At 56.0% G+C, this 20,142-nt stretch carries 20 protein-coding genes and 1 tRNA gene; 11 read left to right on the plus strand and 10 right to left on the minus strand.

The window, feature by feature from the left end; translation table 11 throughout:
* The first annotated feature begins 11 nt into the window (after positions 1-11).
* From A2V21_313225 to A2V21_313260, 8 genes are all read left to right on the plus strand, one after another.
* Entirely contained in the window at positions 12-2,159 is a 2,148-nt protein-coding gene (locus A2V21_313225; protein ID OIJ72591.1) for a hypothetical protein, read from the plus strand.
* Positions 2,156-2,797 carry an outer membrane lipoprotein carrier protein LolA gene (locus A2V21_313230; GenBank protein OIJ72592.1) on the plus strand — a complete coding sequence of 214 codons (642 nt, stop codon included), beginning with the start codon at positions 2,156-2,158 and terminating at the stop codon, positions 2,795-2,797. Before A2V21_313225 ends, A2V21_313230 begins: the two co-directional genes overlap by 4 nt.
* A 23-nt stretch (positions 2,798-2,820) precedes the next feature.
* Entirely contained in the window at positions 2,821-3,309 is a 489-nt protein-coding gene (locus A2V21_313235) for a YajQ family cyclic di-GMP-binding protein (GenBank protein ID OIJ72593.1), read from the plus strand.
* 5 nt (positions 3,310-3,314) lie between these two features.
* Positions 3,315-4,250 (plus strand): ribosomal protein L11 methyltransferase, encoded by a 936-nt coding sequence (locus A2V21_313240; protein ID OIJ72594.1) that lies wholly within the window; start codon positions 3,315-3,317, stop codon positions 4,248-4,250.
* Entirely contained in the window at positions 4,247-4,984 is a 738-nt protein-coding gene (locus A2V21_313245; GenBank protein ID OIJ72595.1) for a hypothetical protein, read from the plus strand. The genes A2V21_313240 and A2V21_313245 overlap by 4 nt, the downstream gene beginning before the upstream one ends.
* A gap of 214 nt (positions 4,985-5,198) precedes the next feature.
* A tRNA-Phe gene (locus A2V21_313250) sits at positions 5,199-5,274 on the plus strand.
* A 683-nt stretch (positions 5,275-5,957) separates the two neighbouring features.
* The gene (locus A2V21_313255) at positions 5,958-7,166 is read left to right on the plus strand and encodes a hypothetical protein (GenBank protein ID OIJ72596.1); all 1,209 of its coding nucleotides are present in this window, start codon (positions 5,958-5,960) and stop codon (positions 7,164-7,166) included.
* Positions 7,163-8,026 (plus strand): hypothetical protein, encoded by an 864-nt coding sequence (locus A2V21_313260; GenBank protein OIJ72597.1) that lies wholly within the window; start codon positions 7,163-7,165, stop codon positions 8,024-8,026. The genes A2V21_313255 and A2V21_313260 overlap by 4 nt, the downstream gene beginning before the upstream one ends.
* A 45-nt stretch (positions 8,027-8,071) precedes the next feature.
* On the opposite strand, the gene A2V21_313265 is transcribed toward A2V21_313260, so the two are convergent.
* From A2V21_313265 to A2V21_313280, 4 genes are all read right to left on the minus strand, one after another.
* Positions 8,072-8,803 carry a hypothetical protein gene (locus A2V21_313265; GenBank protein OIJ72598.1) on the minus strand — a complete coding sequence of 244 codons (732 nt, stop codon included), beginning with the start codon at positions 8,801-8,803 and terminating at the stop codon, positions 8,072-8,074.
* A gap of 50 nt (positions 8,804-8,853) precedes the next feature.
* The gene (locus tag A2V21_313270; GenBank protein OIJ72599.1) at positions 8,854-9,054 is read right to left on the minus strand and encodes a hypothetical protein; all 201 of its coding nucleotides are present in this window, start codon (positions 9,052-9,054) and stop codon (positions 8,854-8,856) included.
* A gap of 30 nt (positions 9,055-9,084) precedes the next feature.
* A complete protein-coding gene (locus tag A2V21_313275; GenBank protein ID OIJ72600.1) occupies positions 9,085-9,276 on the minus strand; it encodes a hypothetical protein in 192 nt (63 codons plus the stop codon).
* A 475-nt stretch (positions 9,277-9,751) separates the two neighbouring features.
* Positions 9,752-10,516: a hypothetical protein gene (locus A2V21_313280; protein ID OIJ72601.1), complete on the minus strand. Its 765-nt coding sequence runs from the start codon at positions 10,514-10,516 to the stop codon at positions 9,752-9,754.
* A gap of 200 nt (positions 10,517-10,716) precedes the next feature.
* On the opposite strand from A2V21_313280, the gene A2V21_313285 reads away from it, so the two are divergent.
* Together A2V21_313285 and A2V21_313290 are read left to right on the plus strand one after the other, a co-directional pair.
* Positions 10,717-12,933 carry a hypothetical protein gene (locus A2V21_313285; GenBank protein OIJ72602.1) on the plus strand — a complete coding sequence of 739 codons (2,217 nt, stop codon included), beginning with the start codon at positions 10,717-10,719 and terminating at the stop codon, positions 12,931-12,933.
* Positions 12,930-13,109, plus strand: a complete 180-nt coding sequence (locus tag A2V21_313290) for a hypothetical protein (GenBank protein OIJ72603.1) — start codon at positions 12,930-12,932, stop codon at positions 13,107-13,109. Before A2V21_313285 ends, A2V21_313290 begins: the two co-directional genes overlap by 4 nt.
* A gap of 123 nt (positions 13,110-13,232) precedes the next feature.
* Here the strand turns inward: A2V21_313290 and A2V21_313295 are convergent, their stop codons facing one another.
* The gene (locus A2V21_313295) at positions 13,233-13,943 is read right to left on the minus strand and encodes a hypothetical protein (protein ID OIJ72604.1); all 711 of its coding nucleotides are present in this window, start codon (positions 13,941-13,943) and stop codon (positions 13,233-13,235) included.
* A gap of 251 nt (positions 13,944-14,194) precedes the next feature.
* On the opposite strand from A2V21_313295, the gene A2V21_313300 reads away from it, so the two are divergent.
* Complete coding sequence (locus A2V21_313300) at positions 14,195-14,911, plus strand: hypothetical protein (protein ID OIJ72605.1); 717 nt, start codon at positions 14,195-14,197, stop codon at positions 14,909-14,911.
* 41 nt (positions 14,912-14,952) lie between these two features.
* Here the strand turns inward: A2V21_313300 and A2V21_313305 are convergent, their stop codons facing one another.
* The 5 genes from A2V21_313305 to A2V21_313325 form a co-directional block, all read right to left on the minus strand.
* Positions 14,953-15,684 carry a hypothetical protein gene (locus A2V21_313305; protein ID OIJ72606.1) on the minus strand — a complete coding sequence of 244 codons (732 nt, stop codon included), beginning with the start codon at positions 15,682-15,684 and terminating at the stop codon, positions 14,953-14,955.
* Between the two features lie 24 nt (positions 15,685-15,708).
* The gene (locus tag A2V21_313310) at positions 15,709-16,287 is read right to left on the minus strand and encodes a hypothetical protein (GenBank protein OIJ72607.1); all 579 of its coding nucleotides are present in this window, start codon (positions 16,285-16,287) and stop codon (positions 15,709-15,711) included.
* Positions 16,288-16,314: 27 nt separating this feature from the next.
* Entirely contained in the window at positions 16,315-16,890 is a 576-nt protein-coding gene (locus tag A2V21_313315; protein OIJ72608.1) for a hypothetical protein, read from the minus strand.
* A 184-nt stretch (positions 16,891-17,074) separates the two neighbouring features.
* Positions 17,075-18,973 carry a hypothetical protein gene (locus tag A2V21_313320; GenBank protein ID OIJ72609.1) on the minus strand — a complete coding sequence of 633 codons (1,899 nt, stop codon included), beginning with the start codon at positions 18,971-18,973 and terminating at the stop codon, positions 17,075-17,077.
* A gap of 33 nt (positions 18,974-19,006) precedes the next feature.
* Positions 19,007-20,110, minus strand: coding sequence for a 4Fe-4S ferredoxin (locus A2V21_313325; GenBank protein OIJ72610.1), 1,104 nt, complete (start codon positions 20,108-20,110; stop codon positions 19,007-19,009).
* Positions 20,111-20,142 lie beyond the last annotated feature (32 nt).

Raw genomic sequence — 20,142 nt, forward strand, 5'->3', positions numbered from 1 at the left:
CCCGGACCATAATGGCCAAAGCCAACCCAAAACAGGAAAAAGATAACGGCATCATGCAGGAGATATTGGGCATTGCCCTCTTCGCCTTTGCCATGTATTCAGGCATCAGCCTCTTCTCATATGGCAGTGAATCCAACTGGGGCGGTTTTCTCGGGGATATACTCTCCAGCGTCTTCCTGAAATCCATCGGATATACCTCTTACGTCTTCCCGTTCATCCTCACCCTGCTCTCCGTTGGCCTGATGCTGAGGCGCTTTTTCCGGTTCAGGATAGTCGTCCCGGTAAGTTTCATCCTCTTTGTCCTTTCCACCTCGTCTCTTCTAAGCCTCCTGTCATCCACAGGGGAGGCGGGCGGCTTTACCGGCGCGTTCCTAAGCTCTCTTCTTGCCGATTTGGTCGGGGCAACGGGCTCGATCATCTTCCTTTCAGCCGTCATCCTCATAGCGTTCCTCGTCGCAACAGGGCTATCCGTCATACAGATAGCCCTGAAGGCGCTCCCTCCGACCGTCTCGGTCTTCAAGGCCATTATGGACAAGGCGCGCTCGGGCAGGAAAGATGAAGCCGACGTCGAAGAAGAACCTGAAGACGAACCGGCGCCGAAGAAGGTAAGATCGGCGGAGGAGAAGCCTAAAGAGAAGGAAAAGGGCGCGGCGGCCCCGGCCATCATCGCCCCGAAGATACATAACAAGAGGCCGGTGGAAGAGCCGGAAGAGGCGCTCGAGTTCACGCCTCCCAAGGGCAGCTTCATGCTCCCCCCTCTTTCGCTCCTCGACGCGGTGCCCAAAAAGGGCAGCTCTATAGATGACAAGGCTTTGCTTGCGAACTCGCAGGTGCTGGAGAAAAAGCTCCTTGACTTCGGCATCGAAGGGCGGGTGCTTGAGGTAAGGCCGGGGCCGGTCGTAACGATGTACGAGTTCGAGCCGGCACCCGGGGTAAAGGTCGGGAGGATAACGAACCTCTCTGACGACCTCGCGCTCGCGATGAAGGCGATGTCCATAAGGATAATAGCCCCCATACCGGGCAAGGCGGTCGTAGGCATCGAGGTCCCGAACCAGACCAGAGACATGATAATGCTCCGTGAGATGATGGAGTGCCCCGCCTTCTCGAAGAGCCGCTCAAGGCTCTCGCTCGCCCTCGGCAAGGACATCTCCGGCGCTCCATATGTGGCGGACCTCGCGAGGATGCCACATCTTCTGGTAGCCGGCGCGACGGGCACAGGGAAGAGCGTATCCGTAAACGCGATGATATTGAGCTTCCTTTTCAAGGCGACTCCGGAGGATGTGCGCTTCCTCATGGTCGACCCCAAGATGCTCGAGCTTTCGGCCTACGAGGGCATACCCCACCTTATTACCCCCGTCATAACCGACCCCAAGAAGGCGGCAGGTGCGCTAAGGAGCATAGTAACGGAGATGGGCAGGCGATATAAGCTCATGGCCGAGAAGGGCGCGAAGAACATCGAGAAGTATAACCAGATGGTCGAGGACGCCAACAAATCAGACGAGAAGAAGCTGCCGTTCATAGTCGTCATAATAGACGAGCTTGCGGACCTCATGATGACATCAGGGAAAGACGTCGAGGAATGCCTAGTGCGCCTCTCACAGATGGCGAGGGCATCTGGAATACACCTTATGATAGCGACACAGCGCCCTTCGGTCGACGTAGTCACGGGCCTTATCAAGACCAACTTCCCCGCGAGGATCGCCTTCCAGCTGCCTTCAAGGACCGATTCGAGGACCATCATAGACGCCGGAGGGGCTGAGACCCTCCTCGGGCAGGGGGACATGCTCTTCCTGCCGCCGGGCACCTCGAAGCTCCAGAGGATACACGGGGCTTACGTTTCAGAGACCGAGATAAAACGTGTGACGGATTTCTGGAAGAAGCAGGGCGCCCCGGCATACGAGGAGATAGTCATAGAAGAGAACGAAAGCGCGCTCATAGACGAGGACGCCGACCTGGGCGAAGAGTTCCTGAGGAGATACGACGAGGCGGTGGCGCTCGCCGCCACCCTTGAGATGATATCGACATCGTATGTACAGCGGAGGTTCAGAATAGGCTACAACACCGCCGCGAGGATAATAGAGAAGATGGAGAAGGAGGGCGTCGTAGGCCCTGCCCAGGGGAGCCGCCCAAGGGAAGTGCTACTGCGTAAACCCACATGATAAAGAGCTTTATCACCATATTTTCGCTCATCATCATTGCGCCCTCTATCGCGGCGGCTGATGAGGCTTCAAGGATAGTCGCCAGGCTCCAGCAGGCCTACGAGGCGATCTCAACCGTGCAGGCCTCTTTTACGCAGGAGGTATCCTCAAAGGGGCTTAAGCAGAAACAGCTCTCGAGCGGCAGGGTCTGGTTCAAGAAGCCCGGCAAGATGCGCTGGGAGTACGCCTCCCCCGAAGGCGACCTCATAGTGAGCGACGGCAGGACGTTCTGGCTCTACCAGAGCGATCTTAACCAGGTCATTGAACAAAAGATCGCGGGCGCGGCCTCTTCGATGGCTACCGATTTCCTCTCCGGCGTGGGAGAGCTCAACAGGGACTTCCACATAGCCCTCGCGGGCTCCGAGGAAGGCTTCTACAGGCTTAAGCTCACCCCGAAAAAGGCAGAGCCCAGCTTAAAGGCGCTTCTCCTTGACGTGGACAAGGGAAGCTTCCTTATAAAAAGGAGTTCGGTGGCAGACAACTTCGGGACAGAGACCATTATAGAGCTCAACGATATAAAGACCAACGAGCCCTTAAAAGACAAGCTCTTCAAGTTCACGCCGCCAAAGGGCGCCCAGGTAGTGCGGCCCCTGAAATAAAAATAAAAAACGGAGGAGTAAAGATGCCGTCATTCGATATCGTCTCAAAAACAGACATACAGGAAGTCGACAACGCCGTGAACCAGGCCATCAAGGAGATGCAACAGCGCTATGACTTCAAGGGCTCGAAGAGCGAGATAAAATGGGAGAAGAAGGACGACATAACGATACTTGCCGATGACGACGGCAAGCTCAGGAACGTCATCGACATACTGCAGACAAAGCTCGTAAAGCGCGGCGTAGCCCTTAAATCGCTCGAATACGGAAAGGTGGAGGACGCCTCAGGCAACATGAAGAGGCAGGTCATCAAGGTCCTCCAGGGCATACCTTCCGACAAGGCCAAGGAGATAACAAAACTCGTAAAGGATAGCAAGCTCAAGGTCCAGACCCAAATAATGGACGACCAGATAAGGGTCACCGCCAAAAAGATAGACGACCTGCAGGAGGCCATCCAGACCATCAAGGCGAAGGACATGGACATAAGCCTCCAGTTCATGAACATGAGGTCGTAAGCCAGGTGGCTGGATGGATAGAGATACGGGCGACTGGCCCGGCTGACGCAAAAGATGCCGCCTCAGCGGCTCTCATTTCTGCCGGAAGCCCCGGAGTGCTCGAAGAGACAAAGGCCGAAGCCTCAGGCCGCCTCGTCTCCTTCAGCCGCTGGGAGGATGAGACCGCTGAAGAGGCAGACGATTCTACCGTGGCGGCGCTAAAGGCCTATTTGCCGGAAGGCGCCGAAAAAAAACTTAAGGACGTAAGCGAACGGCTCGGCAGGATCGATTGGTCGGTTGCGACGTCATTTCTCAAGGAGACCGACTGGTCGGAGAAGTGGAAAAAAGGGCTCCGCCCGGTGAGGGTCAGCCGCAAGGGTCTTACAATCGTCGTAAAACCCACCTGGAATAAATCCAGGAGAAAGCCCGGGGAAAAGATAATCGGAATAGACCCTGGCATGGCCTTCGGCACAGGCGGCCACGCCACGACCAGGATGTGCCTGGCGGCCATCCTCTGGCTTTCGCAGGACAAGAAACTGCCTGCCGCGCCGCACATCCTTGACGTCGGCACCGGCACAGGGGTGTTGGCGATAGCGGCCAAAAAGCTCGGCTTCAAAAAGGCCATAGGCACAGACATAGACAAGGTAGCGCTTAAGGTTGCGAGGAAGAACGCCCGGCTCAACAGGGCCCAAGTCACGATCAGCGGGACACCCATTGAGTCCGTCAAGGGGCGCTTCGCGGTTGTTGCCGCCAACATACTCGCCAAAGAGCTTATCAAGCTCTCCAGTCCGATAAGCGGCCGCGTGAGCCCCGGCGGATGGCTCATCCTTTCAGGCATACTCTCCCATGAAAAAGAAAAAGTAGCCGAGGCATATTCAAAAGAGGGAATGAGGCTCGTGAAGGCCTACTCTTCAAAAGAGTGGACCGCCCTTGTCTTTTTAAGCCCGAAGGACCGTCCATGAGAAGGTTCTTTGTAGAAGAGATGGACGAACGCTCAACGGAAGTGGAGCTTACGGGCGATGAGTTCTACCACCTCAACAAGGTATTGAGGCTCGACAGGGGCGCATCCGTCAGGCTCTTTAACGGCAGGGGGCTTGAGCTTACAGGCGTTATAGATACGCTGGGCAAAAGCTCGGCGGTCGTTGTAATTGAGGGTCTCGCAGACTCCGTCAAGGAAAGCCCTCTTTCGCTCGTCCTCCTTCAGGCCCTCATCAAGGGCGATAAGCCCGACTTCATAGTGCAGAAGGCGACAGAGCTTGGAGTGAAGGAGGTCTGCTTCTACCAGACGCCCAGGACGGTCGCCAGGGTCGAGGCCGAGCGGGCGGGGACAAGGCTCCACAGGTGGAAGAAGGTCTCCATCGAGGCCGCGAAACAGTGCGGAAGGAGCGTGCTGCCGGAGATAAGGCTCGCCCCTGACCTCAAGGTGGCGCTGGAAAGCTGTTCAGACGGCCTGAGGCTTCAGCTCTGGGAGAAGACTGGCGCGGCCGGGTTAAAAGATACCCTTGCTGCGGCGAATGGCGCTCTTAAAGTCGCGGTCCTCGTTGGCCCCGAAGGCGGGCTTTCCAATGAAGAGGCTCGCGAGGCTGAAACGAAAGGCTTCAGGAAAGTGGGCCTCGGCCCGCGCATATTAAGGGCCGAGACCGCCGCGGTGGCGGTGCTCTCAATCGTTCAGCACGCGCTCGGGGACCTTAATTAGTCTTTCACGAGCACGTGGACAGGTCCGTTTATCGGGTCTATCCGGTTGAGGTTCAGCAGCTTTTCTATGAGCGCGGACGTGAGCATGGTCCCTTTCGTCGCCAGGAGCCGCCCCTTTCCTGTTACCAGGTCCCAAACAGCATAACTAAAGACGACCGACAATTTAGCCTTGACAACCGGAGGCGTTAATATTATTTTATTTGTTCCTTTTTAGCGGCCAGGTAGCTCAGTCGGTAGAGCAGGGGACTGAAAATCCCCGTGTCGGGGGTTCAACTCCCTCCCTGGCCACCATTAAAATCAAGGGGTCAGGCGAATTCGCCTGACCCCTTTTTAGTTGACCCGCTTGACTTGTTGCCCACTCTTCTTCCCTTCCATATTGCCTTTACATGGGCAGTTATGGTAATAATCTAAATAAGACTCAAGCGAAGGAGCTTTAAAAATGGCTGACCTGACGATAGACATAACCTGCCCGAGCTGCCAGAACGTCTTCAAGAAAAAAGCCCGCGACCTCAAGGACGGCGCTGTCGTAAAGTGCCCCAAGTGCGAAGACCAGACCACTATCAAGGGCGACATGTTCACGGACATGGTAAAGAACCTTGAAAAAGGCAACGCCTGAAGCTTATCTCCGGGGTGCGGAAGCTTCCGCGCCCCCTGATTTTCCCGTCAAGCCCGTCCATTTCTTCCAATACGTCTCACCCCCGCTGGATCTGTCTTTAACGCGTCTTGACAAACATCGTTATTGCCATAGAATCCTCATAGGGGAAAACTTTTCCGAGACGCGCTTTTCACTTCCGTAAGCCTGATCTGAGTACACCTTATAAAACCGGACTCTATCGAGCCTTCCCCAAGGAGGAAGAAGATGCTTTCTGCCATATCCAGGCGATCCGATAAGCATACGATGGAAGGGTTCTATCAAGCTCAGGCCGGAAACACAGCCTTCCACGCCCCCGATCTCATAGAGACGCCTCGTCATCATGGGTAAGACAGGCATATTCTTCATCGGCGCTTCCGGATATATCGCTACCGTAGTGATGGCTGGCGCGTTGGCCATCAGGAAAGGCATATCGGGACGGACCGGCATGGTCACCGGCCTGCCGGAGTTCTCAGGCCTCGCCCTTGCCGATCCAGCCGAGATGGCCTTCGGCGGGTGGGAGATAAGGTCCGCCACGCCGCTTGAGAGCGCCTGCAACTTCTTCAAAAGCTCTCAGCTCCCTTCTGAAGAGCTGCTCCCGCACATTAAGGGAGATCTCATGGAAATCTCCCGGAACATATGCCGCGGCATAACGACCAACTGCGGGAAGACGATAGAGTCCTTATCTGCCGGCGCGGAGGAGCCGATGACGCTCGCGGCCCAGGTCAACCGGCTAAGGGGCGATATAAACGGCTTCCGGGAGCGGAACTCGCTTCAGTGCGTGATAGTAGTGAACCTCGCCTCCACCGAGCCGCCGATCGAGGCCTGCCCTGCCCACGCCACCCTTGCCGGGCTCAAGGCATCTATCGAGGATGACCGGTCCACGGAAGTCCGGGCCTCCACGCTTTATGCTTACGCCGCCATACTTGAAGGCTGCCCGTACATAAACTTTACGCCGTCCAACGCCGCCCTTTTGCCGGCGCTCATAGAGCTCGCCGAAAAAACCGGCGTCCCGGTCATGGGAAATGACGGCAAGACAGGCGAGACACTGGTCAAATCAGCCCTTATACCCATGTTCATGTACAGGAACCTCGACGTCCTTTCATGGGAGGGCTTCAATATCCTGGGCAACATGGACGGCAAGGTCTTAAGCGACCCGGAGAACAGGGAGTCCAAGATAATCAGCAAGGACGGGATACTCTCCAAGTCGCTGGGCTACACCCCCCATTCAAAGGTGCACATCGAGTACGTCCCATCCCTCGACGACCAGAAGACGGCTTGGAACTTTATCCACTTCAGAGGTTTCCTGGGAACGAAGATGTCACTTCAGTTCACCTGGCAGGGGTATGATTCAATGCTCGCGGCCCCTCTGGTCCTCGACCTCGCCAGGCTCTCCGAGCTGGCGAAAAGAAGGGGTGAGGCCGGGATAATGCGGCAGCTCGCCTCGTTTTTCAAGGCGCCGATAGGGGTTGACGAGCACCTGTTCTACGAGCAGTCCCACATGCTCTTTCAATACACGAAAGAGGCGCAACATAACGGAGTGCACACATGAGGTTCTCATTCAGCACGAATGCGTTTATACGGAATTCGGTAGTCGAGGCGGTGGAGAAGATAGCCGCCGCCGGGTACGAGGGCGTGGAGCTTCTGGCCGACACACCACATCTGTACATGCACGACGTAAAGGAAGCAGACATAAGAAAGCTCAAAACGGCCATTTCAAGGACGGGGATAAAGGTATCGAATATAAACGCCAATACCGTGCGCGGCTACTCGGAGTCCGGCCACGGAGATCCGCTTTTCGAGCCGTGCCTCACAGACCCGGACCGCGAAATAAGGGAATGGCGGGTCGATTACACGAAAAGATGCGTGGACCTCGCCAGGCATCTCGGTTCCGCGAACGTCAGCGTCACCTCCGGGCCCATTCAGCCGGAGACCACGCCGGAGGAGAGCATAGAGCTCCTTAAGAAGTCGCTTAAGAGCATCGTCAGGTACGCCGAGGAAAAAAGGGTCTTCGTGGGCCTTGAGTACGAGCCGGGCCTGCTCATCGAGTCGAGCTCCGAGCTTGTCTGCCTCATAAACGAGATCGGCTCATCATCCCTCGGCGCCAACCTGGACCTTGGGCACAGCCACCTGCTCGGCGAAGAGCCGGCATCCACGCTCGACCTCCTCGAAGGGAAGATCTTCCACGTGCGTCTGGAGGAGATAAAAGGGAGGAGACAGACTACACCCGGCGCAGAGGAGATGGACTTCCGACACATCCTCTCGCTCTTCCAGAAGAACTCGTATCATGGTTTCATAACCCTGGACCTCTACGCGCACCCGCTGAGGCCTGAAGAGGCGGCGAGGAAATCCGTTCAGTTCCTCAAGGGCATGAAGGTATGGAACGGGGATTGCCTGGGAAATGTCCGTTAGGTTTTTACACGCCGGATAGTGTGCGCGGGGCGCTTTTGACCTCTCTTAGCGCCCCAGCATCTTTTTAAGCCTTAAAGCGTCGGTAGCCGCGTACCCTGCCTCGTCGTTATCAAAGTAGCAGTATACGGCCTTGACCTTCTTCTTCCAACCCCTTATGAACCGGGCCCAATCTTTTAAAGCCTCGTCGGTGTACTGCCCCCTGTACTTTCCGGCAGGGCCGTGGAGCCTGATGTAGATAAAGTCAGCCGTGACCTCCCGGGGCGAAAGCAAAAAGTCGAAATCAAAGATGCAAAAGGCTGAGTTTCTTTCCCTTAAAAGACCGTAGACGCCGGGGTCGAACCAGCTCGGGTCCCTGCACTCGAAGGCGAACCTGTACCCTTTTGGCAACGCCTCGAGGAAAGCGCCGAGCCTTAAGGTATTTACGTTCCACCTTGGCGGAAGCTGAAATAATATGGGACCGAGCTTCTCTGCGAGGATATCAGCCCGCTCGATAAAGTTCCTGACAGGCCCTTCCGGGTCCTTAAGCCTTTTGACGTGAGTTATAAAGCGGCTCGCCTTGAGGGCGAAGATAAAGCCCTCCGGGCTTTTTTCCTTCCAGTGCGTGAAGGTCTCTTCTTCGGGGAGCCTGTAGAACGTGTTATTTACTTCGACGGTATTGAAGCGGCTGGAGTAGTGATCGAAGAGCCTGGTCTTGCGGATATCTTCAGGATAGAACGGGCCTATCCAGTGCCCGTATTGCCAGCCGGAAGTAGCTATGAATACACCTTCCTCATCCACGGCTCCCTCCTTTAGCGCGGCATTTGCCGCCTGTATGGGAACGGCCGGATTTAACCAGATTTTGTCAGGCTGTTCAAATGCTCCATTTGCGAGGCTTTGATGAATGAGGCGTACTTCTTTGGTACGCCGTAGTAGAAGCTCCTGAAGCCAACGATGCAGATGGACTTTTTCAGCAGCATGCTAAAAAAAACACGGCGGAGCCGGTAAGGGATTGCGCCCTTTCCGGTCCGCCGGTTCTTTGACCTTGACAACAAGGCGGCTGATACGCCGCCTGAAGCCTCTTACTTCGCGGGCTCGGCGGGAGCGGGCTGCGCGGGAGCGGCAGGCTGCTCAGCCGGGGCTGCAGGGGCGGCGGGCTGCTGCTCAGCCGGGGCTGCGGGAGCCGGGGCCGGCGCTTCCTGCTTCTTGCAGGCCACGACGAGGGTTGAGAAACCGAACAGGGCTACTACGAGAGCGAATCCGAGCTTTTTCATTTTTTACTTTCTCCTTCTGTTTTAAATGTTTTTTTCTGACTTGCTATCGTTGACGAATGGTTTTTTAAACCCCCCTGAAAGGTGCGATCCGCCTCCTTTCCAAGGGGCCTACTTCACCTCGAACGAGTAGGCGCATATATTTTCCCTTCTACAAAAAAATCCTTAACGGCTGTACCGAAAAGGATAGCTGAAATTATAGGACAATCATAGCTGTACAGACAAGTCTTGTCAAACCAGCCCTTAAAGCGGATCATACTATGGGCCAGCCAACTGTTAACACCTGAAAGGATCGATTGACAAGACTAATAACCCGGGAAGCCGCGCCAGAAAGGCAACATTCACAAAACCCTGGCCTATATTAAAGCCAGGGTTAAAAGAGCTTTTGCGTCGCGCCGGTTAATTCAGACAATTTACCCAAACTGGGGCTGGTTGTAAACAAAAAAATCAACACGCGTTGAAAATAACCGTCCCGTCCTCATTCGACCCGTATATTAAGCTCTTCTGAGAAGAGTATGCGCCCGGAAGGCCTCTGGAAAAAGCCCGCGGTCTCCGCGTTCTCCGTTCCGTACAGGAATGCCGCGGCCATCGTGTAAGCCCCGCGCTCTACCGGCGCCTTGAGCCTGAACGTTACGGTGCCTTCCGGGAAAAGGTCCCTGCCCGGATCGAACTGCTGCTTCTCTATGGTTATATAGTTCAAGTCCCTCGGGAGCCCCTTGCCCCTCTTTTCAAGCCAGCCCTTTTGTATCTTGCCGTCCTGGCCCACCACTTCCGGCTCGCCGATTATCCTCCAGCCATCTGATGCCACGGGCCTTGCCTGGAACCTCAAGGCCCTGTCGACCAGCATCAGGCAGACCGCCGGGCCATTGCCACCCCTGACCTTTACAGTGACGGTCAGCTCTTCCCCGGCCTTGACCTCCCCCGGCGCCGAGAGCGTTACGGAAGATTTTGAGTCTATAAGCTTCGCTATCCTGATAACCTCATCCTTCTGCTCCTTTGTAAGCTCTATATAGGGCGAAGGCGGAAGTGGCGCTCGCACAAGGCTATAGTGCTTCGTCTCCGGCAGCTCTGCCCTGGCTGCCTCGGGCGGCAATTCAGGCATGTACTCGGCCTTTGCCGCTGAATGGCAGGAGGCGCAAAAGGGTCCGGTATCGGTCAAGTAAAACGGGGTCCCGTTCGGATAGGCGAGAGCGCCAACGGGCGCGAGCATTACCGAGAGCGCTAAAAAAACTGTTTTCTTCACGCTTACCTCCTGTTTTTCCGATTATGGAAAGGGATTTAGGCTGTCAAAACGGGTTATTGTATAAATTTACACGCCAAATTGAACCTGTCAAGCTTGACGAAAGCCAAGAAATAAAGAATATTCAGTATGGGGGAGCAGGAACGCCTTCCGTTCCGCGGGATAGCCGCGCCCCAAATTCAAATACCGAGCCAGGACCGGCAATGGACGATAATAGGCCCAGAGACGGAAACAGGGGAAAGAGCGTAATACCAGAGCTCAAGCTGTACAAATCGCCATGGGGTATCCTGACTGTAATAATCCTTTCAATCCTCTTCTCCGAACTTTGCGTGAAGATAATACTCCATCTGCTTAAAGATCGCGTTTCCCCGCCTTATATCGCCTTGCTTGACGTACCATTGCACATCATCATACTATCCCCGGTCCTGTTCCTGTTCATCTTTCGCCCGCTTCTTCATATCATAAAGGAACGCCGCGAGGCGGAGCGGGCCCTCCTGCGGGAAAAAGACAGGTTCCAGCGTTATCTCAAGGTAGCTGGCGTAATCGTCGTCGTCCTTGACAGGGACGGCAGGGTAGAGCTCATCAACAGGAAAGGCTGCGACGTGCTCGGCTGGAGTGAGGACGAGATACTTGGCAGGAACTGGTTCGACAACTTCATACCGGGAAGGCTGAGGGAAGAGGTCTTCCTTGAGTTCTCACACCTTATTTCAGGGGATATTGAGTCTGAAGGGTATTTCGAGAACCCTGTGCTCACAAGGAGCGGCGCCGAGAGGACGGTCCTCTGGCACAATATAATACTAAAGGAGAGCGGCAGGGTCACGGGCACGCTAAGCTCCGGCGAGGACATAACGGAAAGGAAGCGCACGGAGGCGGCCTTGAAGGAGAGCGAGGCGCGCTACCGCCTTGTGCACAATACCGCTTTTGACGGGATAATGATCGCCAGCGCCCAGGACAGGATCATCGACTGCAACGAAAGCGCCGAAAGGATATTCGGCTACACCAGGGACGAGCTCGTGGGCCAGGAGGTGACCATACTTATCCCTGATCGCTACAAAAGGGCGCACAAGGAGGGATTGAAGAGGTTCCTTGAGTCGGGCGATAGCAAGATACAGGGCATGATAATGGAATACAAGGGCATAAGGAAGAACGGAGAGGTCTTCCCCCTTGAGCTGGCCCTCAATAACTTCACCCTGGGCGGCATCATCCACTTCACGGCCATGATCCGGGACATAACCGAGAGGAAGCGCGCGGAGCGGGAAAGGGAGATGATACAGTCCCGCCTGAGCCAGTCGCAGAAGATGGAGGCCATCGGCAGGTTCGCCGGGGGCATAGCGCACGACTTCAACAACATACTTACCTCCATCCGCGGCAACGCCGAACTCGCCCTTGAGGATATGAAAAAGACAGACCCACTCTACCCCAAGCTCGAAGGCATAGTGACATCGGTCCTGCTCGCCTCCAGGCTCACCCGGCAACTCCTGCTCTTCAGCCGCGGACAGCCCTTTGAGCTCGTGCCGTTGAATATGAATAAGCTCATCGAGGACCTGCTCATGATGATAACCCGCATAATAGGCGAGGATATCATCATCTCGACGAACCTCGCGCCCAACTTATGCCTTATCGAGGCCGACGAGGGCAACATGGAGCAGGTGCTGATGAACCTCGCCGTAAACGCGAAGGACGCCATGCCCGAAGGCGGAAGACTCTCGATTTCGACCGAGAACGTCATCATAGACCAGAAGAAGGCCGCTGCCATCCCGGAGGCGCTCCCTTGCGAGGCCATATGCCTTACGGTGGCCGACACGGGCGCAGGCATCGAAAAAGAGCTTATCCCCCGGATCTTCGAGCCCTTTTTCACGACCAAAGAGGCGGGCAAGGGGATGGGCTTCGGCCTCTCTATAGTCTACGGCATCGTAAAACAGCACAACGGCTGGATAACCGTATCGAGCGAGCACGGCAAGGGCGCGACCTTCAAGATATATTTTCCTGTTATAACAAAAAAGCGCGGCGGCGAAGCGCCCCCACCGAAGCTCCCCGGCGGGTCAGGCCAAAAGATACTCCTGGTAGATGGCGAACAACACGCCAGGGAGTTCACGAGCGTGGCCCTTGCGGAGCACGGCTTCATGGTCACAACGGCAGCCAGCGCCAGGGAAGCTTTAGATGCCATGGAAAAAAAGGACGGGGCGTTCGAACTCCTCCTGAGCGATGTTGTGCTCGACGACCAGAGCGGGTTGCAGCTCGCGGCAGAGGTACGCGAGAAAAACCCTGATATAAAGGTCATCCTGACCATCAACCATATCGAGAAGGAAGAGCCTCCGGTTAAAGCCAGGCGGCACGTCATTCTTAAGAAACCCTATTCGGTCTCAAGCCTTCTCAAAGCGGTAGTAGACACACTCGGGATCAAACAAGGCGGGCCATGATTTATTTGAACACTACCGCCTGGAAGGCGGCAGGTTCGAAAAACAGTCGGCTGAATCTCCCCCTTTTCCAAAGGGGGACTAAGGGGGATTATAAACCCCCCTTTAGGAAAGAGGGGGACCGGGAATATCCATCGCTTCCATTTGATATCGCGCTTTCAGCCTGGCATAGGACGTAAGCTTGAAAATCTCATGGCGAGGGATTTTAAATCCCATTGTGAGACATTATTCAGAATTCCCTAGAGATTGCTTCATCGTAAAAAAGTTACTCGCAATTGCAATAATGAACATATTTGAGCCTCTCAAGGGCTTGCCGCCCTGTGGTGAAGAGGATAGCCCATCATCCAGCCGTGCTCACGGGCGCTGAAGCGGCTGTTCCTGCCTATTATGAGATGGTCGTGGACAAAAAGGTCTACGGCGGCGGCGGCCCTGTCCAGCACCTTCGCAAGCTGCCTGTCCATGCCCGATGGCGTCGGGTCCCCGCTCGGGTGGTTGTGTACGAAAATGACGCCGTGTGCGTTATGTCTGAAGGCCCTTTCTATCGCCTTCCTGGGATAGACCACGGTCTGGTTTATCGTCCCCTCGTGGAGCACCTCGACTGCGACCACCTCTTTTTTAAGGCCAAGGTATACAGCCAGGAACTTCTCGACCCTCTCGCCTGAAAGCGTCAGGCTCAAGTAATCAAGGAGGCCCGCCGGATCGGTCTCAACGCTCCTGCCGAGCGCTCGTTCCTTGAGGTACGCCCCGGCTGCCTCTTTCAGCAGCTTTATGAAGATGGCCGCGTTATCCCCAAGGCAGGCCGCGCCCTTAAGCTCATCAGAGGCGGCATCCATGACGCCCCTTAAGTTCCTGAACCTCTTAAGCAGCTGGGCTGAAGCGGCCACTGGGTCCTTTCTCGGAGCGGCATAGGAGACGATAAGCTCAAGTATCTCCTCCTTGCACAACCGCACCGGCCCTCCGGCCTTGAAGCGCGAGCGCAAGTCGTTCCGCTCTTTTGAGGGATCAGCGTTCATCGTGCGATCATCCGGGTAGTATTTGCCTTTCCTCTCAAGAGGCTATTTCGCGACTGCCTCAGGAACCGATCCGTCCGTGCATGGAATGGCTTTCGGTCCATATTATACAGCCGGTCGCCATCCCCTTTCCCCTGCACTTTGGTACAGGGGCCTTCCGGGCTAAATTTTATATTTTACATCTATGCCGGTTAAAAAAAAACTGATATCCTAGTCAGTTACGTTGCATGCCCTTTGCCTGTTAAAACCAGGGCATGGATATACTATTCGAGGAATCGGGCTTTGTAGTCAAGAAGGTCTCAGCGCCAGAGGAGTTCGCGGCGGTGTGGAGGCTCCGGCACGACGTCTTCGCCGGGGAGCTCAAGTGGGTCCCTGAAGACCCGAACGGGGTCGAGGTCGATAGCTACGACAGCTTCTCCGAGACGATCGGGGTATTGGGCCCCGGCATGGAGCCGGTAGGAAGCCTGAGGATGATAAAGGCGCCAAGGCCCTTCATGATAGACAAGGAATTCGCGTGCCTCATGCCTGAGGGGGCCAGCATAGAGCGCACCCCGGAGGTCGCCGAAATAACCAGGCTCTGCGTCAAAAAAGAGTTCCGCTCGAGCAATTGCGAGCCGAACATCACTTTTCTCCTCTACAAGGGCCTTTATCACTGGAACCTTATGAACGGCGTAAGATACTCCGCGATGGTGGTCGACAACAGGTGCTACAGGATATTGAGGCTCGCGTGCCTTCCGGTTGAGGCCGTCGGAAGCTTCATAACGATGCCAGACGGGGTAAAGGCCGCGGTCTGCATGCTCGACTGGCGCAGGTTCGAAACCGAGGCCTCGATAAAAAGGCCGGAGTACTATGAGTGGATGACCGGCAGATCGCTGAAGGACTCAGATCATATTCAGGCTATTCAAAAAGGCCAATACGCAAGGAGCCGGGAAATGAGGGACGAGGCGTACTCACCTTGTACGCCGCAGTGACGAATCTTGAAGACGACGCCGCAGATTCGGCACTCGGCCTGCTATACTACCAGGCCGCTATCAAGGGCGATCGCTATAGCATGCGCTTTATTCACGGCGTTCAGCTTCCTCTCTATATTCTGAACGTGGAACTTGACCGTCCTCTCGCTTATGCTGAGTATGACCGATATCTCCCAGTTCGTCTTCCCCTCTTTCATCCAGCCGAGCACCTCTTTCTCCCTCACCGATATATCCACCTCCGCCCTTGACTGGATGCCGCAGATCCTTACGAGGGCCAGGTGGACATGGGGTGTCACGATGTCGAGTACCTTGAGGTGGTGCGGGTTGAACCTGTCCTGGTCGCTTGCGAAGGAGAATATGCTCCCCTTTGGGCCGTCCGAGCTTATGCCGCTGGATATGCCGTACCGGAGCCTGAACTCGGAGGCCTTGTGCATGAGGTCGGCGTAAGGCTTCTCCGGGTACCTGCGCATCGCCTCCGCCCAGGTGTACGGCCTGGAAGACTCATAATTGAAAAGGAAGACCGGGTCGTCCTTATATAGCTCCTCTGAAGTATACATGCCCGCCCATTCGCCCGGCCAGTTGTGGTTGGCTACCTTGAGGAGCCTGCCTGTAGATGTCTCACCGAGCGCGCAAACGCTCATGTCAGCCGAGACAAGCTCCTTTATCCTCCCGGTCACGGCGATGACGTCTGTCTCGGTCCTGCATGCCAGAGATGCCTGTATGATGTCCAGTATCTCGGCAAGCTCTCTTTTGGAGAAGTCCTTGTACTCCATCTCAGCTTCCCTCCTTTTAGCAGGTCATCTCATCTGAAAACCTAACGAGGGCACGTCCCAGTGAGGAACGGCGCCAACAGGCTTAACCGAATTTACAAGGGCCCGGCTGAAGTGCATGGTAAGTATGTCTATTATCCTCTTGTGGCGGCTTGTGAACCTGTCCCTTTCGCCGGAGAAGCTGAAGATCGCGACCTGGTCGGCAACGGGCACGTATATGGCCCCTGATATGCCGAACTTCAGGCCGTAATCTCCTGCGTCCCTTATTAAGGCCCTGGCCCCGGGGTCTTCGTAGTGCCTGAAGACGTCGGACCAGAGCTGGGTCATGGCGTATCTGGAATGGAACCGGACCACCGGGTCGTGCAGATGAAGGTTCTCAGAGGAATAGCGCTCGACCCATTCTTCCGGGTAGTTGCCGTTGACAAAGGCATTCACGTGCGGCAGGCCGGCTTCGACAAGGCCGCATACGGCGAACTCCGCCTCGAAAAGCTCCCTTGCCTTGAGGATGAGCTCCCTCAGGCCATGGGTGCTCGAGCACTTCTGCGAACGCTCGATGAGCTCGAGTATCGTTACAAGCTCTTCTTTTGAAAGGTCGTCGAAGGACACGCTGACCTCCTTGATGGAAGGTACCGCCTATTGCCTTGCCTCTTTCACCGCCGAATGGCATTTGAAGCAGTTCCTGGTCGGGAAGGCCACCTTGTCGTGGCACTTGCCGCAGAACCGCCCTTTCCATATCCCGGCCATGGAGATACGAGTTGCTCCGGCCTTTTTCTTGAAGAGCCTCGGATGGCATGTGGAGCAGTTGAGCCATACCGTATGCGCAGAGTGCGGGAATATGACATCCGGCATGAATGACATCTTGGACCTTATGAGGATCTCCCCGTCGAACTCCTCTTTGTCGCCGGCCTTGAGCCTTGGGAGAGAGCCGTCGATCGTCTCTTTGGGCGAGATGAGTCCGTCTTCGATGGCCTTTGCCCAGTCGACAAAGCCATATTGATCGACTGGGAGGTGCTGAAGGGATATGACGTCAGGGGTAGGGTCTATGAGGCCGTACCTGTTCTTCTTCAATTCCCCTGGTTTTTTCTTATACTCAAAGTTGGGCCAGTCGGCAGGGGCCGGGTCCATAGAGGCAAACTCCTCGCTCAGGGAGGCCTCTGGAAGGAGCAGGAGAAGGGCCATAATAAGGCTTTTCAGTCCGAGCTTCAGCATTTCGCGTGATCCAGCAGCCGCTTTTGTGGTTTAGTATTTTTTTAAAATGAGTCGAAATAATAGCACAGGTATAACTTTTTCGCAAATTCAAAATTTCGGAAGGTCTCTGGCAAAAAAAGGATATCAGGATGGTTTATCGATGAGGTGGTGAAAGGTCAAGCCGATTGGACATGCCCGCGAGACCTTAAGCGGAACCGCACTGCGCCTCCCCGGCCGCGTCGAACCTTGTGCCGCACCATGGGCAGGCTATCCAGTCCGGCTGCCGCTCCCTGCCGCAGCAGGAACAGCCCGTTGCCATAGGGGCCTTGCAATAGTGGCATACCTTGGCCTCCGCTGGCACCGCCTTAAGGCAGACCGGGCAGACCCCTTCTTTCCCCTCAGCGTGCCTGCCCATGTAGATGACCCTGGCAAGCTCTTCGAGGGTGGTTATCCCGGCGGCGACCTTCTTAAGGCCGTCCATGTGCATGGGCTGCATCCCGGCTTCTATTCCGGCGCTCAATATCTCCTGCTCCGGCGCTTCGCCGGCGATGAGGGCCTTTATCTTGTTGTTTACGACAAGCACCTCAAAGATGCCTGTCCTTCCTGAGTACCCTGTATCAGCGCAGACCTTGCAGCCCGCGCCCCTGTAAAGCTTGCTCTTGCCGGACCACTTGACCCCGGCCTTCTTAAGTTCCTGCTCCGTGGGCGTGTACTCCTCCTTGCAGAACTGGCAGATCATCCTCACGAGCCTCTGGGCCACGATGCCGTTGAGGGCCGTCGCCACCATGTACGAAGGGATACCCAGGTTCCTGAGCCTTGTTATAGAAGAGACAGCGTCGTTTGTATGGAGCGTAGAAAATACCAGATGCCCCGTGAGAGAGGCCTGGTGCGCGATTATGGCCGTCTCATTGTCCCTCATCTCGCCGACGAGGATGACGTCAGGGTCCTGCCTCAAGACGGACCTGAGGGTATATGAGAAGGTAAGCCCGGTCTTCTCGTTCACCGCTACCTGGTTCACGTCCTTTAGCTCATACTCGATGGGGTCCTCTATCGTTATTACGTTGATCTCATCTTTCTTTATATGGCTGAGCATCGCGTACAGGGTCGATGTCTTGCCGGAGCCCGTGGGGCCGGTTACAAGCACCACGCCCTGGGGGCGCTCTATTACGTCGAGCGCCATTCCGAGCTCTTCTTTGAGGAACCCGACGGTATTTATGTCTACCATGGACGTCTTGGAGTCAAGGAGCCTCATGACGACGGTCTCGCCGTACTGGGTCGGCAGTGAAGAGACCCTCACGTCCATGCTCTTCTCGCCGAGCCTCACCTTGAACCTGCCGTCCTGCGACACCCTCCTTTCGGCGATGTCCATCTTGGCCATGAGCTTTATCCTCGATACGACAGGCCCCTGCACCCACTTCGGCAGCTGCATCGTCTCCCGCATTATGCCGTCGACCCTTATACGGAGCCTTACGGTCTTCTCCTGCGGCTCTATGTGGATGTCGCTCGCCCTGTTGTCGACCCCGTGGATAATTATCGAATCGACCATCTTGATGATGGGCGGGGCGGTCGATTTCTTGACCTGCTCGGAGAGGTCCCTGTTCGACTCTGTCTCGTGTATTATCTCCACGAGCCTGTCCTTCTTGAGGTCCCCGATGAGGTCCTCGATGGGCTCGTTCAGGTGATAGTACCTTGCGATGGCGGCTGTCACGTCGGAGATGGTGGCAACACAGGGCTGTATTTCCATGCCTGTAGAGAACCTCAGGTCGTCTATGGCGTTGAGGTTCAACGGGTCGGTCATCGCCACCCTCAAGACCTTCTTCTCATGGAAGAGCGGGACGAGGAGATACTGCTTGGCGAGCTTCTCGTTTACGAGCTTCAATGTCTCAGGGTCTGCCGTAGAGGAGGACATGTCCACGAAAGGCAGCCCTATCTGGTAAGAGAGGGTCTGGGCTATGTCTATCTCTGTCGCGTAGCCCATCTTGACCAGTATGGCGCCGAGCCTTACGCCCTTATGGTCCTTGCCCGCGGCAAGCGCCTCGGCAAGCTGTTCCTCGGTTATAAGGCCGGATTCGACCAGCAACTCGCCTATCTTTTTGACAGCCATCTTATGACCCCGTTTTGATATGGCAGGCGTCTTTCAGACCCCGGCAAGTGTATATCGCCTCGACCCAAGCCCCCTGGTTTGCGCGTACTCGAGCTGGACCTCCCAGTCGATTAAGGGGTGTACGCCCCTGAACTTGTCCCCTCCGGGGGCGTGCCCGCTTGCGAGGGCCGTCTCCCTGAATCCTTCCGCCGCGCACACCAGATCTGCCGCGGCCTGGTCTATGGCGACCGGGTCCGTTGAGGCGAGCACCCCTATATCAGGGACTATCGGGGCGTCGTTATGCCCGTAGCAATCGCACGCCGGGCTGACCTGGTTTATGAAGGTCAAGTAAACGCACCTTCCGTCCTTGCCCTTCACGGCCCCCTCAAAGTGCTCGACCATCTTCTCCTGAAGCCTTCCCGGGGTCTCGTTCCACCTTACGTTTATCGTACCCTGCGGGCATACGGCTATGCAATGGCCGCAGCCTATGCAGGCCCCGTCGTCTATGACAGCCGCGGCCCCGACCTCTATGGCGTCAGAGGGGCAGGCGGAGGCGCAGTCCCCGCACGCGGTGCATCCATCGGGGTCTACCACCGGGGCGCAGCTCGAGTGCTGTGTGAGCTTCCCTTCGCGGCTCGCGCATCCCATGCCTACGTTCTTCAAAACCCCGCCGAAGCCGGTAAGCTCGTGGCATTTGAAGTGGCTTATAGCCACAAGCCCGTCAGCCGCCGCGACCTCTCTGGCTATGCTTACCTCATCGAGGTGGCGTCCCTGTACCCTTATCGGCGTCCCGGCCTCTCCCCTTAAGCCGTCCGCGATGATAAGCGGGGCCGAGACCACGGCGAAGTCAAAGCCGTTCTCTATGGCGGTCCTCAGGTGGTCGACCGAATTGCCCCTCGTACCAACGTAAAGGGTGTTGGTATCGGTAAGGAACGGGCCTGCCCCTGTCTCCTTTATCCTGTCCACGACCCTTCTTACGAAGACCGGCCTCACGTAGGAGGCGTTCCCCTTCTCGCCGAAGTGGAGCTTTACGGCTATGAGGTGGCCGCCCCTGAACCTCTCCTTCAAGCCGACCCCGTCCAAAAGAGAATCTATCTTATCAAGGAGGTTCCTCTTCGGGGTCGTCCTCAAGTCCGCGAAAAATACCCTGGAAGTCATCCTGCTCCGGTTAAAGGTTGCTGAAAAACTTA

The sequence above is a fragment of the Deltaproteobacteria bacterium GWC2_55_46 genome, from assembly GCA_001595385.3.
Classification (GTDB): domain Bacteria; phylum Desulfobacterota; class GWC2-55-46; order GWC2-55-46; family GWC2-55-46; genus UBA5799.